A 14328-nucleotide genomic window follows, 5' to 3' on the forward strand; every position below is an offset into this window, starting at 1 on the left:
TTGTATAACAGTTTACTTACTGTTATTTATACTATATATTACTTACCCCTGCTTTTCAACCCAAATTATTTTTCATAATCACCTCCTTAACTGTTATCTTTAATTTTTGCAAAATATATATACGATATAGAAAAGCAATTTAGGTATGCTCAGAATTATATCGGTTTAAATAATTCCAGGTAGGTTTTTTCCAATTTATTACACTTGCCTAGAAATTTTTAAAATACATTAATATCCCCCTATGAAGCTTTCTAAGTTTAAGATATTATAGTGCTGTAAGGAGCTGATATTTATGAAAAATGTTATAAAAGATATTCTTCTAGATGAATTCCAAGATGAAGTAGAAAACTCCCTAATTAGACATAAAAGCATTCTTGATACATTAACAAAATTTCAGGAGTCGAATTCTCGAGTAAATAGAGCTATAGCAAAAGCAGTTACAAGTTGCGGATGTATTGAAGTCAATGCAGGCAAACAGCATATGCCAACTGACAAAGATGTATTAGAAGATTTAAATAAGTGTCTAAGCTCTCATTTACAAGGAAAACTTTGTGACAATTGCAGAGAAAGAATAGAATTTGAAATAGGTAATAACATATTTTATCTCACAGCTTTATGTAACTTACTCGATATAAATATTTACGATATATTAATTAGGGAAGCTGATAAAATAACTACTCTTGGTAAATATAATTTAAGATAATTATAGCAGATTAGATATAATGCTTATAGTAATGTTTACTGAATTATATTATTTATTAAGCTGAAGTCTATCATATATTTTTTTTAGTCCATTTTTTATACTCCTAGCCCTAGCCTCCCCTATGCCCTCTACTTTATCAAGTTCATCAATTGAGGCTACCATTATGGATTTTAATTCTTTAAAGTTTTTAACTAGGTTTTCTATAACGTTAACTGGTATTCTAGGAATTTTATTAAGCATTCTATACCCTCTTGGAGAAATTAACGTATCCATTAATGGTACGCCTATATATCCCATTTGTTTTGCTATATTTTCCGAATTTAATATATCTACCGAATTCATTTGCTGAATGCTTTTGTAAATATCGTTAAATTGCAAATTCGTTCTGCAGTAGTCTCTAATAAGTAATACACCGTCTTCTTCTATACATTGTATAAGTTCATTAAGTTGCATAAAAATAAGTCTGCCCTCATTCCCAAGCTCACAGATATACCTCTCAATCTCTCCTACAATTCTCATCACCATTTCCGTCCTCTGTATCGCTGTTACAACGTCATATAATGTACAAATATCTTGAAATTCCAATAAATTCAAATTATCTATAACCTTATTTAATACTGCTACATATTTTTCTAAAGTCTGTATAGCTTGATTAGCTCTCGCTAAAATAACACTGCTATCCCTAAGTATATACTTAAAGTCATTTTTATAAATAGTTATTATGTGTCTTCTCTGGGAAATAGCTATAACAATGGCACCAGTTTGTTTTGCTGCTCTATGTGCAGTTCTGTGTCTAGTACCTGTCTCGAATGTAGGAACAGACGAATCAGGTATCAACTGTGTATTTGCAAACACTATTTTTTTTAGATCACTGCTTACTATTATGGCCCCATCCATTTTAGCAAGTTCATATATATACGCCGGATTATAGTCAGAATTTATACTAAAACCACCGTCAACGATTTTTAGTATGTTCTCATTATCCCCTAATACAATTAGTGCTCCAGTGTTAGCTCTCAGTATATTTTCCATTCCTTCTCTAAGTGGAGTGCCTGGAGCTAAAATCTTCAAAATATTTTTCAACTCTTTGTCTTTTTCTAACCTCATACTATCACCTACTATTATAAGCTATATAAATGTAAATAATTTATATTTTCATTTATAAATATTAAACATTTTATTAAATTATTATTCACTAATTGTAAAATTTATTGCTAAATACAATTTATTCACACCATATAGCTAATAGTATACTTTAGGTTTCAATAATTAGACTACATTATAACCGTTGCCTTTAGAAAATATTGTGTAGAGATTCTTTTAATGTTGAAGGTGCTATTATATTTATATTTTCTCCATTTATAGATAATTTATTCTTTTTTGGTATTAATACATTCTTGAATCCAAGTTTTGCTGCCTCTTTTACTAATCTATCACAAGAGGCGATCGGACGTATCTCTCCTGTTAATCCAACCTCTCCTACTATCATAAGCTTCTCTAGTTTTATTTCTTTAGCATTAATACTGGAAATAAGGGCCACTGCCATTCCCAAGTCAGCAAAAGTCCCATCAATATTCAGACCTCCAACTACGTTTACATATACATCATATTTATAAAACGGTAGTCTAAGCTTTTTTTCCAATACAGCTAATATCAAATTAAGTCTACTCGTATCTATACCAACAACTGTTCTTCTAGGATTAACCATTTTTGTTTCTGTTACTAATGCTTGAATCTCAACTAGTATTGGCCTTGTTCCTTCCATAATACCTATTACTGCTGAGCCTTCAGCATTAAAGCTTGCATCTTCAAGAAATAGCCTAGATGGATCGGATATCTGAATTAGTCCCTTATCTCTCATCTCAAATACACCTATTTCACTTGTAGTTCCAAATCTGTTTTTGACAGATCTTAATATTCTTATTTCTTCTGTTCTTTCTCCTTCAAAAGAAAGGACAGTATCAACCATGTGTTCTAAGACCCTTGGGCCTGCTAGCTCTCCCTGCTTCGTTACATGTGCTACTATAAAAAATGGTATGTTATTGTTTTTTGCGACACGCATCATATGGTTTGAACATTCTCTTACCTGCGAAACACTACCAGGCGCAGATGACATGGTATCTATATACATAGTTTGAACTGAATCAATTATAACAAATGACGGTTTAATATCTTCAATATGCCTTTCTACTATCTCAAGGTTTGTTTCTGATAATATATATAAGTTCTTAGACGTTATATTTAATCTATCGGCCCTTATCTTTATCTGTTCCTCTGATTCTTCACCTGATATATATAAAACAATTCCATATTTTTCAGCTATATTACTAGCTGTTTGAAGAAGTAAGGTTGATTTCCCTATGCCAGGATCACCAGATATAAGAGTAAGTGATCCTTTTACAAGCCCTCCCCCTAAAACTCTATTCAATTCCTCTATGCCAGTATCATATCTTTCTATATTTCCTGATTTAATATTCACAATACTTTGAGGATTGCTTTTTATTAGTATATCCGTATATTTAGTACTAGGCTTTTCTTTTTTTTCTTCTTCGCTCATACTGTTCCAAGTTCCACAATCCGGGCACTTTCCTAACCATTTAGGCGATTCATACCCACATTGCTGGCATACATAGACAGTTTTAGTTTTGACCACCCAAAACCAGCTCCTTACATTTCATAACTTTATAACATTATACCACTAAAAAGCTGCCATAATATCATGGCAGCTTTTTGATAACTATGAGTTATATTGCAGCTCATTTTGAAATTTGAATTCACCATTTTCCGCAGAAATTACGATTCTACCGCCCGTTTTTAGGTTTCCACTTAGTATCTCTTCAGATAATCTATCCTCTACGATCTTAGTTATAGCCCTTCTCAAAGGTCTTGCACCATATACAGGATCGAATCCTTCTTTGGCTAATAGTGTCTCAGCTTCATCAGAAAATTCAATTTCTATTCCTCTTTGTGAAAGTCTCTCACTAACAGATTTTAACATCAGTGATACTATTTCTCTTAAATCTTCCTCTTCTAATTGATGGAAAACTACAGTATCATCTATCCTATTCAGAAATTCTGGTCTGAAATTCTTTTTTAATTCTTCAAGTATATTTTCCTTCATCTTCTCGTATTCTGTTGAATATTCGTTCTTAGCATTAGTTGAAAATCCCATTGATTGTTGTTTCTTTATTGTAGATGCTCCTACATTAGACGTCATTATTACTATTGTATTCTTAAAGTTAACTGTCTTTCCTTTTCCATCTGTCAACCTTCCATCCTCCAGTATCTGAAGCAATATATTAAATACGTCTGGGTGAGCTTTTTCAATTTCATCCAACAGTACTACAGAATATGGTCTCCTTCTAACCTTTTCGGTAAGTTGACCTCCTTCTTCGTAGCCTACATATCCTGGAGGCGAACCAATAAGTCTCGACACAGTATGTTTCTCCATGTATTCTGACATATCTATTCTTATCATATTGTTCTCATCACCAAACATAGCTTCAGCTAAAGCTTTGCAAAGTTCCGTTTTACCAACTCCAGTAGGTCCTAAAAATATAAATGAACCAATAGGTCTTTTAGGATCTTTTAATCCAACTCTTGCTCTTCTTACTGCCCTAGCTATAGATTTTACTGCTTCATCTTGACCTACAACTCTATTATGAAGAGTTTCTTCAAGTTTTAAAAGTCTTTCTGACTCTTTCTCAGTTAACTTTTGAACTGGTATATTGGCCCATCTAGAAATAACTGCAGCGATTTCTTCCTCAGATACTATCTGCTTTGAAACACCACTTTGAGTCATCCAATTTTTTTTCTGATTTTCTAGCTTATCTTTAAGCTCTTTTTCTAAGTCTCTAAGTCTAGCTGCTTTCTCAAAATCTTGTACTTTTATTGCATCCTCCTTCTCTTTTGCAGTCTTTTCCATCCTTTCCTCAATTTCCTTAAGATCAGGCGGTGCAGTAAGATTCTGTATTCTGACTTTAGCTCCTGCTTCGTCGATAAGATCTATAGCCTTATCAGGTAAGTATCTATCTGTTATATACCTATCTGATAGATTAACAGCAGCCTCAACAGCTTCATCAGTAAACTTTACTCCATGATGAGCTTCATATTTGTCTCTAAGTCCCTTTAATATTTGAATAGCCTCTTCTTTTGTAGGTTCTCCTACATTTACAGGCTGAAATCTTCTTTCCAAAGCAGAATCTTTCTCTATATACTTTCTGTATTCATCTATCGTAGTAGCTCCAATACATTGAAGTTCTCCTCTAGCTAATGCAGGCTTTAAAATATTGGATGCATCTATTGCCCCTTCAGCTCCACCAGCACCTATAATGGTATGAACTTCATCTATAAAAAGTATAACGTTATTTACACTTCTTATCTCTTCCATTACCTTCTTCAATCTTTCCTCAAATTCGCCTCTATATTTAGAACCAGCTATCATAGATGAAAGATCAAGGGTAACTACTCTTTTATTTTTTATTATTTCCGGAATGTTTCCTTCGACTATTCTCTGAGCTAGCCCCTCAACTATAGCAGTTTTACCTACTCCAGGATCTCCAATGAGACACGGATTGTTCTTCATACGCCTGCAGAGTATCTCAAGTACCCTTTCAGTCTCACTGCTTCTACCTATTACTGGATCTAGCTTTCCCTCTCTAGCAAGTTCTGTTAAGTCCCTACCAAATTGATTCAAATTAGGTGTAGCCGGATCTTCATGAGACGTATTTTCACCATTTTTACCACTCTCTTCTCCCGTAATGCTTTGAATTATTTCTTTTCTAAGCTTTTCAAAATCTACACCCAGATTACTTAAGATAGTATATGCTACACCCTCTGATTCTCTTACTAAAGCCAGCAGTATATGTTCTGGTGTAATATAATTGTGATTTAAATTTCTTGCTTCCACTAAACTGAGGTCAAGAAGTCTCTTTGTTCTTGGAGTAAGAGGGACCTCATTTTTGTAAAATTCCAGATCGCCCTGGCCTTCAAACTGATTCACCATATTTTTAACGTTCTCTAGGTTTACATTCATTTTTTCCAGAAGCTTTCTGCCTATACCCTCTTCCTCTCTTAGCAGCCCTAGAAGTATATGCTCTGTTCCAACATACCCATGTCTGAAACTTTTAGCTTCTTCTTGAGCATATATTAGGACCTTCTGAGATCTCTCACTAAATCTACTAAACATCATTTTTCACACCTCCATTTGGTTTTTTATACTTTGTTAAACGCCTCTTTAACTATTCTCGCTCTGTTTATATCTCTTTCTTTCTCGTTTAGTTTAGTGTTTAATTTACTTTGGAGTGTTGACGGTTGTGTATCTATAATAAGGCTATTAAGTGTACCCTTCTTCACATCTTTTATTATACCAAGCTCTACACCCATCCTCACATTAGACAATAAGTCCAAACACTCTGTAGAATTTAGTAAAACAGCATTTTTTAATATACCAATTGATCTATATATTTTATCTTCTATATCATACTTATATGCTTTAATTAGGCTTTCTCTAGTAGCCTGTTCCTGATTAATAACCTGTCTTACAACAACTTCAAGATTTGTTATTATATCTTCTTCAGTGTAGCCTAAAGTTATTTGATTAGATATTTGATATAAATTTCCTTGAGCCTTTGTGCCCTCTCCATAAAGTCCTCTTATCGTCATCCCGACTTGAGTAAGAACTTTTAATATTTCATTCATCTGGTTATTCATAGTCAAAGCTGGTAAATGAACCATTGCGGACGCTCTCATTCCTGTTCCCAAGTTGGTTGGACACGCTGTTATATATCCAAGCTTTTCGTCAAAAGCGAAATCCAAATTTTCATCAAGCTTATCATCAAGTTTATTAGCCATTTTATAACATTCTGGAAGATTTAATCCACCTGTAATCGCCTGAAGTCTTATATGATCCTCCTCATTAAGCATTATACTTATAGTTTCGTCTTTATTCAAAATAAATGCCGCTGCATCCTTATGATTTATTAAATCAGGACTAATTAAATGCTGCTCAAAATATTTACTGTTTTGCAGGGAATCATTATTCCAAAGATAAATACTTTTATAGTTTTCCCTCATTTCATCCGAAGTATAAAAAGCTTTCTCAATATTATTTACTACCTCTTTACCTGATGCTACATCTAGCTTATTAGGAAAAGGAATACCATTTATATTTCTTGCAAGCCTTATTCTACTGCTCAGCACAAGATCCTCTGGGGCATTGTCATATTCTTGCCAATTATCCATGTTAATCCCCCCCTTCCTTTTGAAGCTTCTTTATTTCATCTCTTATTTGAGCTGCTCTTTCATACTCCTCAAGTAGTATAGCTTTCTGAAGTTCTTCTTTAAGTTTAACCATCTTTCTCTTATTTATTATCTCACTAGAAAACTTACCTGGTATTTTACCTGAATGCTGTATATTATTTCCTTGAACCCTCTTTATAACAGGTACTATGCTATCATTAAAATTTTTATAGCAATTGCAGCACCCAACTAATCCTTTTTCCCTGAATTCACTATAAGTAGTGCCGCAAGATGGACAAGTTAGTGCATTAGATACCATACCTTGAGAAGACTGATCAATATAATCTGCAAGCCCGCCAAAAATATTTTGAAATGAAAAAGGATTTACAAAATTGATACCCATGCCAATACCAAGCTGATTGGTTTCTCTTGCACAGTTTTCACATAGATTTAGTTCTTGTTTTACTCCATTGATGATTTTAACTATATGAACCGATGCAACATTCTTTTTGCACATATCACAAATCATATTAAACCTCCTATAACTACATTTATTGCCATATTACCATAATCATAGTCTTAAGCATGTCTGCTCTTACTTTATTTATATTTTCACATAAAGCTAATATTCTATTATTAGTAGCAACTTTCATCAAACTAGCCTCTCTATCACTAATCAAACCAGATTCTAACAACCCACTAATTATCTGAATTGCTTTATCGTTTGTTATATAATCTCCTATCTTATCCATTATTATTTCTAGAAGATCATCGTCAGAAGAACATTCGACCTTTTTTATAATTATGCAGCCGCCGCCGCCTCTCTTACTTTCAATAAAATATCCTTTATCTGATGTAAACCTTGTGGTTAATACATAATTGATCTGTGAAGGTGCACAACTAAAATGATTAGCTAATTCATTCCTCTGGATCATAAGTTCTCTTTCCGTATTATCTTCTAAAAGAGCCTTTATAAATTGTTCTATAGTATCTGACAACCTCGCCATAGCATCACCTCCAGACTTTGTCTTTCTTTGACCTTAATATAATAATAACTATTGTTTAACAACTTTACAATTTTATTATTTACGACGTATACTAACTTTTTCCAATAATATCTCTCATTTTCTTTATCTTTCTTCATTTTACTTAAAATTATTTCTATTTTCATTAATATAAAATAGTATTAAAATAAAATACTATAAATGATTATTATATAATTAAAGAAGGTGAGAATGTGAAAATTACATGGTATGGGCACTCGTGTTTCCTATTGGAAAATTCATCAGGTAAAAAGCTCTTAACAGATCCCTTTGATCCATCTATCGGATATAGTGCTATATCCGATAGTGTAGATATTGTAACAATAAGTCATCATCATTATGATCATGATTGTACTGATTACTTAAAAGGTACTCCTAAAATCATAGATTCTTTAGTGAAATGTAATTTAAACGGCTTTTCTATACAAGGTATCCCTTGTTACCATGATAAATTCAAAGGGCTTAAAAGAGGAAAAAATATTGCTTACATATATGAGTGCGATAATATAAGAATATGCCATTTAGGTGATTTAGGACATCTTCCCAATGAGGAATTCTATTCATATCTGCAGGATATAGACGCGCTGCTTATTCCTATTGGCGGTAACTTCACCATCGATGGAACAGAAGCTGCTGAAATATCTAAAAGAATAAAAAGTCACATTATAATTCCAATGCATTACAAAACCCAATCCCTGCTATTACCTATAGAAGGAGCTGAAAAATTTATATCCGCTATGGGAAATGTCTCAAAGCTTAATTCTAACTTTACAGAAATATCTTCATCTGTATCAGAAATAAATAAGGTGCTGTTACTAAATTGCAAATAAAAAAAGACCGCTTAAAGCGGTCTTTTTTTCACTAAGTACTATTCCTGAGCTGGTGCTCCAACTGGACAGACATTTGCACAATTTCCGCATTCTATACAAGCGGATTCATCTATAACAAATTGAGTATCTCCTTGACTTATTGCACTTACAGGACATTCTGATGCACAAGCACCACAGCTTACACATGCGTCTGAAATTTTATATGCCATATACGAACACCTCCTTAAATTCACATTTTATACGTCATTTATATTCTACCATGTTTATATAACTTTTAAAAGTTTTTTTATATAACAGTATAGCCTAAATCTTCGATAGATATAGCTATACTATCTAAACTAACAGAATGATTATCATATACAATACTTATTTCTTCTTTTTGGCGACTTATTTCGCAGGCAACTACCCCTTCATTCTCAGCTATGGCCCTTCTTATTTTGTTCACATCACTTATATTGCTTATTCCTCTTACTTTAAGCACAGCTTTCACAACTTTCACCTCAATTTTCTTTTAAAAGTTTCTTTATTTCAACTTCATTAACTTCTCCATCGGTCTCCAGCTTTATATCGTCCTCTGAAACTGTTCCTTCATAGCTGCCTGAAACAAGTACTATTTCATTTATTCTAAAATCTTCAATAATATCATCTTCATCTTTCATCTCTATTTTTACTTTTACCATTTCCTTCACTGCACTGTTAGAAATAACTTTTCCTTCTCCCATATCTGTTTTAACTAGAGAACCCACTTTAGGTAATCTCTTTCTTATACCTTCATAGGTTTTCTGTTCATAATTAAGACAGCACATAAGTCTCCCACAGATTCCAGATATTTTTGTAGGGTTAAGTGACAAGTTTTGCTCTTTCGCCATTTTAATTGAAACAGATGCAAAGTCACCTAAAAATGCAGAGCAGCACATAGTTCTTCCACAAGGACCTAATCCTCCTACCATTTTAGCCTCATCTCTTACTCCTATCTGTCTTAATTCTATTCTTGTTTTAAAAATTGTAGCAAGATCTTTTACCAATTCTCTAAAATCTACTCTTCCATCAGCTGTAAAATAGAATATAACCTTATTGTTATCAAAAGTATATTCTACGTCTATTAGCTTCATATCAAGTTTATGCTGAATAATCTTATTCGCGCATATATTAAATGCATCCTTCTCTTTTTTATTATTTACATCATTTATTTTGATATCTTCTTCAGAAGCTACTCTAAGTACATCCTTCAATGGAGCTATTACCTCATTTTCACTGATATCCTTAGGACCTATAACGCAATCTCCAAACTCTACACCTCTAGCTGTCTCTACTATTAAACTGTCACCTTTTTGTATATGCAAACTGCCAGGATTAAAATAATATATTTTCCCAGCCTTCTTAAATCTTACTCCAACTACTTTTATCATAACTTTCCTCCATAATTGAACCTTTCGTCAATTTTTTCTTTACTAAAGCAGTTATATTATACATTAAAAATATCTATTAAAAATACATTATATACTAAATTAAAATTTACATTTTTGACTATTTTCTTCCTCGCTTCTTCTGCAGCACTGACAATCTTCTGCAAAGAGTTATAAGAAAATAAATCACAACATTGCTTTATAACATCAATTTTGTCCCTATTTATTATAATTTTATCATCTGTAATATCCTTATATAAAATAATATCTCTTACATATGATAGTATAGCTTCAAATATTTCTGAATATAAATGATTGTATTTTATAAAAAAATTAATATATTTATTTATAAATTCAGATTCTTTTGTTTTATTTATATCAACTATAAGCTTAGCCAAAGTATCCCTTATCACTCTAAAATCTTCATCTTCCTTCAAATATTCGCATCTTCCTGGGATTCCCTCTGCAAAAACCAATAGACTTTCTTTCTGTTTACCATCTAATTCTGGATACTTCCTATATATAAACTTTAGCATTTCCTCTCTGCTGAGTGGATTTAATTTATGAATTTGACACCTAGATTTTATAGTATCTAAAATCATTTGAACATTTTCACATAATATAAATATATAAACTCCAGCAGGAGGTTCCTCAATAGTCTTCAATACAGCATTCTGTGCCTGTACTGTAAGTTTATCTGCACTGTAAATTATTATTACTTTCTTATCGCCTTCATATGGTTTTTTGTTAACTTCATCTATTAAGGCTCTAACTTGGTCTATACCTATACTCTTTTTGTTCTTACTCAATTTAAATTCGCAAATATCTACATATTGTTTAATTTCGCTCTTACCTATGAGCTTTACTGCTGTTTCTTTAGTTATAAGACTCTTGCCTATGCCATCCTTACCTATGATCAGATGAGCATGAACTAAACTACCGTCCAAAATCTGCTTTTTAAAATATTCCCGTATATCATTGTGACCAATAATATCTGTATCTTGCACTTAATTTCCTCCTAAACAACCAGCTATGCCAGCAAAAAGACCATAAATAATTTACTGTTATTAAAAAGCATGTTGAAAGCCATTAAAGACTTTCAACATGTTAATTTTATATTTGGTATTTTAGAATCTAATGAAATTATCTACATCTAGAACAAAAATAGTAGCGCCGCCTACTTCGACTTCTACAGGATATGGAACATATACACCTGTTGCTCCTGCCATTGGTGAAGGAGAAGTTACTACCTGATCTCTTGTCTTGCACACATCTTCAATCACTGACAGTACCTTATCAACGTCTTCTTTTTCAACACCCATCATAAGTGTAGTATTCCCTGATTTTAGGAAACCTCCAGTAGTAGCAAGCTTTGTAACTCTAAATCCGTCATCTGTAAGTACATCTATCAAATCACTAGCATCATCATCCTGAACTATTGCAATTATCAGTTTCATATTTATACCTCCTCATCTAGGCAATTGTACAGCACTTATAGCTATACTATATAACTATTTTATCATATTTATATTAACTAATATATAGTCTCAATTTAAAATATGGACATAATTTTTTCATAAATTATACTATGTATCTCATCTATTTTAAGCATTTTACCATTCTTAAGACACTCTATTCTTTCCCAACCATATTCCTTAGAAACAAGTAAGGCATTTTGATATGACTCTTTTACAAATTGATAATTTCTTTCATGTATGTCTTTATCCTTCCTGCCAGAATACTTGTTATTTCTATTTTTCATTAACTCTATTGTATACTCAGGCGGTACATCCAAAAATATTACCAAATCGGGTGTTGGTAATCCAAATAAGTTATATTCAAAGTCACATAACCATTTTAAGAATTTGTTTTTTTCATTCGTATCAGATATCTTCGCTGCCTGGTGAAGCATATTTGATGTTGTGTACCTATCTGCTAATATTATACCACCATTTTCATAAAAATCTTTCCACTTAGTTTTAAATGAAGCATATCTATCTACAGCATAAAAAGTAGAAGCAACATATGGGTTTACATCTTCAGCATTCTTGCCAAACATGCCATCAAGATACATTTTAACAAGTGCAGAAGATTCACTGCTGTAATCAGGGAACTCTATCCTTTTTATCTTTTTGCTTTCTTCCCTTAGTCTATTCTCAAGAAGCTTCGACTGAGTAGCTTTTCCACTTCCATCACAACCATCAATAATTATAAGTTTTCCCTTCATATAGTTCATCCTTCCTAATCCCCTATTTTAGTACATTTATTTTTCTATTATCTAAACCTAATATAGTTGTTCCTTTATTCACATAATAATTAATTATTCCTAGTGAATCCTTATCTATTACTTCCCCGATAACAACTATTGGTATCCCTGGTGGATACGGGACTATATTTGCTGCAGCTATTTGTCCTAATGCTTCACCCAACGGAACATAATTACTTTCCATATCTACAGCTTCGTAAGGTGCTAGTTTCTGCATAGGCATTCTATTAACTTTTAATACTATTTCATTACATGTAAATCGTTTCTCCTCAATGTTCTTAAGAGCGTTAACCAACTTATCATAATCTTCCTTCGAATTAAATGGAGCTGCTATAAGAACTATATTACTTCCATCACTCATCTCACACTGAACACCACATTCTCTAAGATATTCTATTATTTTAAATCCATCTAAACTTTTTCCACAATTAATAACCATACGGCTTTTATCAAGCTTTACATTGTACGGGATGCATATCTTAGATATATCCTCTTGATTCATGACGTTAAAAACAGTTTCCGTATTTATAATTTTACTGTACTTTTCAACCATGTGTATGCATTTTTCAAAATCCTCTCTTCCGTATTCTTCCATATAAGCCCTGCAATAATCCATTGCAGCTAAAAAAATATATGAGGGACTTGTAGTTGAAAATACACTTACATAGAAGTCTAATTCTTTTATTTTATGCCTATTCGACACATGCAAAAATGCAGTTTGAGTTAAACTAGGAAGCGTTTTATGTGCGCTCATCACAACCATATCAGCCCCTAGCTTTAATGGGTTTTCTGGCAGCATTTCAGATATTCCAAAATGTGCTCCATGTGCACAATCTACCAGCGCCATCATATTCAAGCGTTTGCAAGCATAAACTATTCTTTCTAAATCACAAGCAATTCCATAATAATTAGGATAGGTGACTATAACACCTGCAGCATCCGTATTATTATATAATGTTTCAAAAAAATGCTCCATATTAATAGTAACAGGAGCATTATAACTATCATCTATTATATTATCAACATACACAGGTTTTAGCTTTCTCAAAACTATACCATTAAATATGGATCTATGACAATTTCTTTCTACGATAACTTTATCTCCTTCATTAAATGCCGAAAATATCATAGCTAAATTACCACTAGTGCTTCCATTGACTAAAAAATAAGATTTTTCACTTCCATATAAATTACTTAGTAACTCCTCTGACTCCTTAATTATTCCTTCAGCTTTGTGAAGATTATCTAAACCTTCAACTTCTGTAATATCCATATCTATAATCATATTTTTCAAATTTTTATGACTATACTTTTCAAACATACCTCTTCCGCCTTTATGTCCAGGCATGGAGAAAGGTGCATTTTTTTCTTTTGTGTACTCTAATAGAGCATCTATTATAGGTGTTTTCGCCATTACTTTATATTTCACAACTCCTATTTATAATTTTTTTGAACCTCAGTTCTTTCATTCAAAATCGTTTGCACCATAGCCTTCTTTATGCAATCTCTGTAGAAATCATAAAAGTCCGTATTTAATCCTACACTGAGGAGTCTTTTTTCACAAGCTTTACAAATCACTCTTCCATTTATTATTATACCACTATTTAATTCTTTCCTACAAATTATACATTTCTGTTTTCTCATAAGCCGACCTTCTGCAGACTTAGTAATCAGCAAAATGGCATGCACCTCCTTGCTATAATCCATATATATGAAATTATTAGCTCCTACATTATATTGTATTCACGATTCTTCAAAAATTTATTTTGTCCACATTTTTATTTTGAAATTTTGTTAAAATTAATTAAAATATATTGTATTAATGTTTTTTTAGTGTATA

Annotated in this window: 16 protein-coding genes; 2 read left to right on the forward strand and 14 right to left on the reverse strand. The window is 32.3% G+C overall.

The features are described 5' to 3' along the window. Positions 1-304: 304 nt before the first annotated feature. Positions 305-703 (forward strand): nucleoside triphosphate pyrophosphohydrolase family protein, encoded by a 399-nt coding sequence (locus tag CLORY_RS12170; protein ID WP_079424903.1) that lies wholly within the window; start codon positions 305-307, stop codon positions 701-703. Between the two features lie 48 nt (positions 704-751). Here CLORY_RS12170 and disA read toward each other — a convergent pair whose 3' ends face one another. The 6 genes from disA to CLORY_RS12200 all read right to left on the reverse strand — a co-directional run bounded on the left by disA (position 752) and on the right by CLORY_RS12200 (position 7950). Further along, positions 752-1810: a DNA integrity scanning diadenylate cyclase DisA gene (gene disA, locus CLORY_RS12175; protein WP_079424792.1), complete on the reverse strand. Its 1059-nt coding sequence runs from the start codon at positions 1808-1810 to the stop codon at positions 752-754. A gap of 187 nt (positions 1811-1997) precedes the next feature. Continuing rightward, positions 1998-3356 carry a DNA repair protein RadA gene (gene radA / locus CLORY_RS12180; protein ID WP_079424795.1) on the reverse strand — a complete coding sequence of 453 codons (1359 nt, stop codon included), beginning with the start codon at positions 3354-3356 and terminating at the stop codon, positions 1998-2000. A gap of 84 nt (positions 3357-3440) precedes the next feature. After that, entirely contained in the window at positions 3441-5894 is a 2454-nt protein-coding gene (locus CLORY_RS12185) for an ATP-dependent Clp protease ATP-binding subunit (RefSeq protein ID WP_079424797.1), read from the reverse strand. A gap of 23 nt (positions 5895-5917) precedes the next feature. After that, positions 5918-6946 (reverse strand): protein arginine kinase, encoded by a 1029-nt coding sequence (locus CLORY_RS12190; protein WP_079424799.1) that lies wholly within the window; start codon positions 6944-6946, stop codon positions 5918-5920. A gap of 1 nt (position 6947) precedes the next feature. After that, positions 6948-7472 carry a UvrB/UvrC motif-containing protein gene (locus tag CLORY_RS12195; protein WP_079424802.1) on the reverse strand — a complete coding sequence of 175 codons (525 nt, stop codon included), beginning with the start codon at positions 7470-7472 and terminating at the stop codon, positions 6948-6950. Positions 7473-7494: 22 nt separating this feature from the next. Continuing rightward, entirely contained in the window at positions 7495-7950 is a 456-nt protein-coding gene (locus tag CLORY_RS12200; protein WP_079424805.1) for a CtsR family transcriptional regulator, read from the reverse strand. Positions 7951-8180: 230 nt separating this feature from the next. Between CLORY_RS12200 and CLORY_RS12205 the strand changes: the two genes are divergently transcribed. Continuing rightward, positions 8181-8816, forward strand: coding sequence for an MBL fold metallo-hydrolase (locus tag CLORY_RS12205; protein WP_079424807.1), 636 nt, complete (start codon positions 8181-8183; stop codon positions 8814-8816). Positions 8817-8854: 38 nt separating this feature from the next. Here CLORY_RS12205 and CLORY_RS12210 read toward each other — a convergent pair whose 3' ends face one another. The 8 genes from CLORY_RS12210 to CLORY_RS12245 all read right to left on the reverse strand — a co-directional run bounded on the left by CLORY_RS12210 (position 8855) and on the right by CLORY_RS12245 (position 14165). After that, the gene (locus CLORY_RS12210; protein ID WP_079424809.1) at positions 8855-9025 is read right to left on the reverse strand and encodes a DUF362 domain-containing protein; all 171 of its coding nucleotides are present in this window, start codon (positions 9023-9025) and stop codon (positions 8855-8857) included. A gap of 77 nt (positions 9026-9102) precedes the next feature. Then, positions 9103-9306: a heavy-metal-associated domain-containing protein gene (locus tag CLORY_RS12215; RefSeq protein WP_079424812.1), complete on the reverse strand. Its 204-nt coding sequence runs from the start codon at positions 9304-9306 to the stop codon at positions 9103-9105. 10 nt (positions 9307-9316) lie between these two features. Further along, complete coding sequence (locus tag CLORY_RS12220; RefSeq protein WP_079424814.1) at positions 9317-10225, reverse strand: PSP1 domain-containing protein; 909 nt, start codon at positions 10223-10225, stop codon at positions 9317-9319. 56 nt (positions 10226-10281) lie between these two features. After that, positions 10282-11229 (reverse strand): DNA polymerase III subunit delta', encoded by a 948-nt coding sequence (locus tag CLORY_RS12225; protein WP_079424816.1) that lies wholly within the window; start codon positions 11227-11229, stop codon positions 10282-10284. Positions 11230-11349: 120 nt separating this feature from the next. Beyond that, complete coding sequence (locus tag CLORY_RS12230; RefSeq protein WP_079424819.1) at positions 11350-11679, reverse strand: cyclic-di-AMP receptor; 330 nt, start codon at positions 11677-11679, stop codon at positions 11350-11352. Between the two features lie 95 nt (positions 11680-11774). After that, positions 11775-12458 (reverse strand): deoxynucleoside kinase, encoded by a 684-nt coding sequence (locus CLORY_RS12235; RefSeq protein WP_079424821.1) that lies wholly within the window; start codon positions 12456-12458, stop codon positions 11775-11777. A 13-nt stretch (positions 12459-12471) separates the two neighbouring features. Beyond that, on the reverse strand, positions 12472-13917 hold the full coding sequence (locus CLORY_RS12240; RefSeq protein ID WP_341456642.1) for an aminotransferase class I/II-fold pyridoxal phosphate-dependent enzyme: 1446 nt from the start codon (positions 13915-13917) through the stop codon (positions 12472-12474). A gap of 5 nt (positions 13918-13922) precedes the next feature. After that, a complete protein-coding gene (locus CLORY_RS12245) occupies positions 13923-14165 on the reverse strand; it encodes a sigma factor G inhibitor Gin (protein WP_423236520.1) in 243 nt (80 codons plus the stop codon). Positions 14166-14328 lie beyond the last annotated feature (163 nt).

Source organism: Clostridium oryzae (genome assembly GCF_002029235.1).
Lineage (GTDB): Bacteria > Bacillota > Clostridia > Clostridiales > Clostridiaceae > Clostridium_AE > Clostridium_AE oryzae.

Excerpts from the sequence above, each read along its gene's own strand:
- disA (WP_079424792.1), bottom strand. The coding sequence starts at position 1,810 with ATGAGGTTAGAAAAAGACAAAGAGTTGAAAAATATTTTGAAGATTTTA.
- CLORY_RS12190 (WP_079424799.1), bottom strand. The coding sequence starts at position 6,946 with ATGGATAATTGGCAAGAATATGACAATGCCCCAGAGGATCTTGTGCTG.
- CLORY_RS12185 (WP_079424797.1), bottom strand. The coding sequence starts at position 5,894 with ATGATGTTTAGTAGATTTAGTGAGAGATCTCAGAAGGTCCTAATATAT.
- CLORY_RS12210 (WP_079424809.1), bottom strand. The coding sequence starts at position 9,025 with ATGGCATATAAAATTTCAGACGCATGTGTAAGCTGTGGTGCTTGTGCA.
- CLORY_RS12235 (WP_079424821.1), bottom strand. The coding sequence starts at position 12,458 with ATGAACTATATGAAGGGAAAACTTATAATTATTGATGGTTGTGATGGA.
- CLORY_RS12195 (WP_079424802.1), bottom strand. The coding sequence starts at position 7,472 with ATGATTTGTGATATGTGCAAAAAGAATGTTGCATCGGTTCATATAGTT.
- CLORY_RS12230 (WP_079424819.1), bottom strand. The coding sequence starts at position 11,679 with ATGAAACTGATAATTGCAATAGTTCAGGATGATGATGCTAGTGATTTG.
- CLORY_RS12220 (WP_079424814.1), bottom strand. The coding sequence starts at position 10,225 with ATGATAAAAGTAGTTGGAGTAAGATTTAAGAAGGCTGGGAAAATATAT.
- CLORY_RS12200 (WP_079424805.1), bottom strand. The coding sequence starts at position 7,950 with ATGGCGAGGTTGTCAGATACTATAGAACAATTTATAAAGGCTCTTTTA.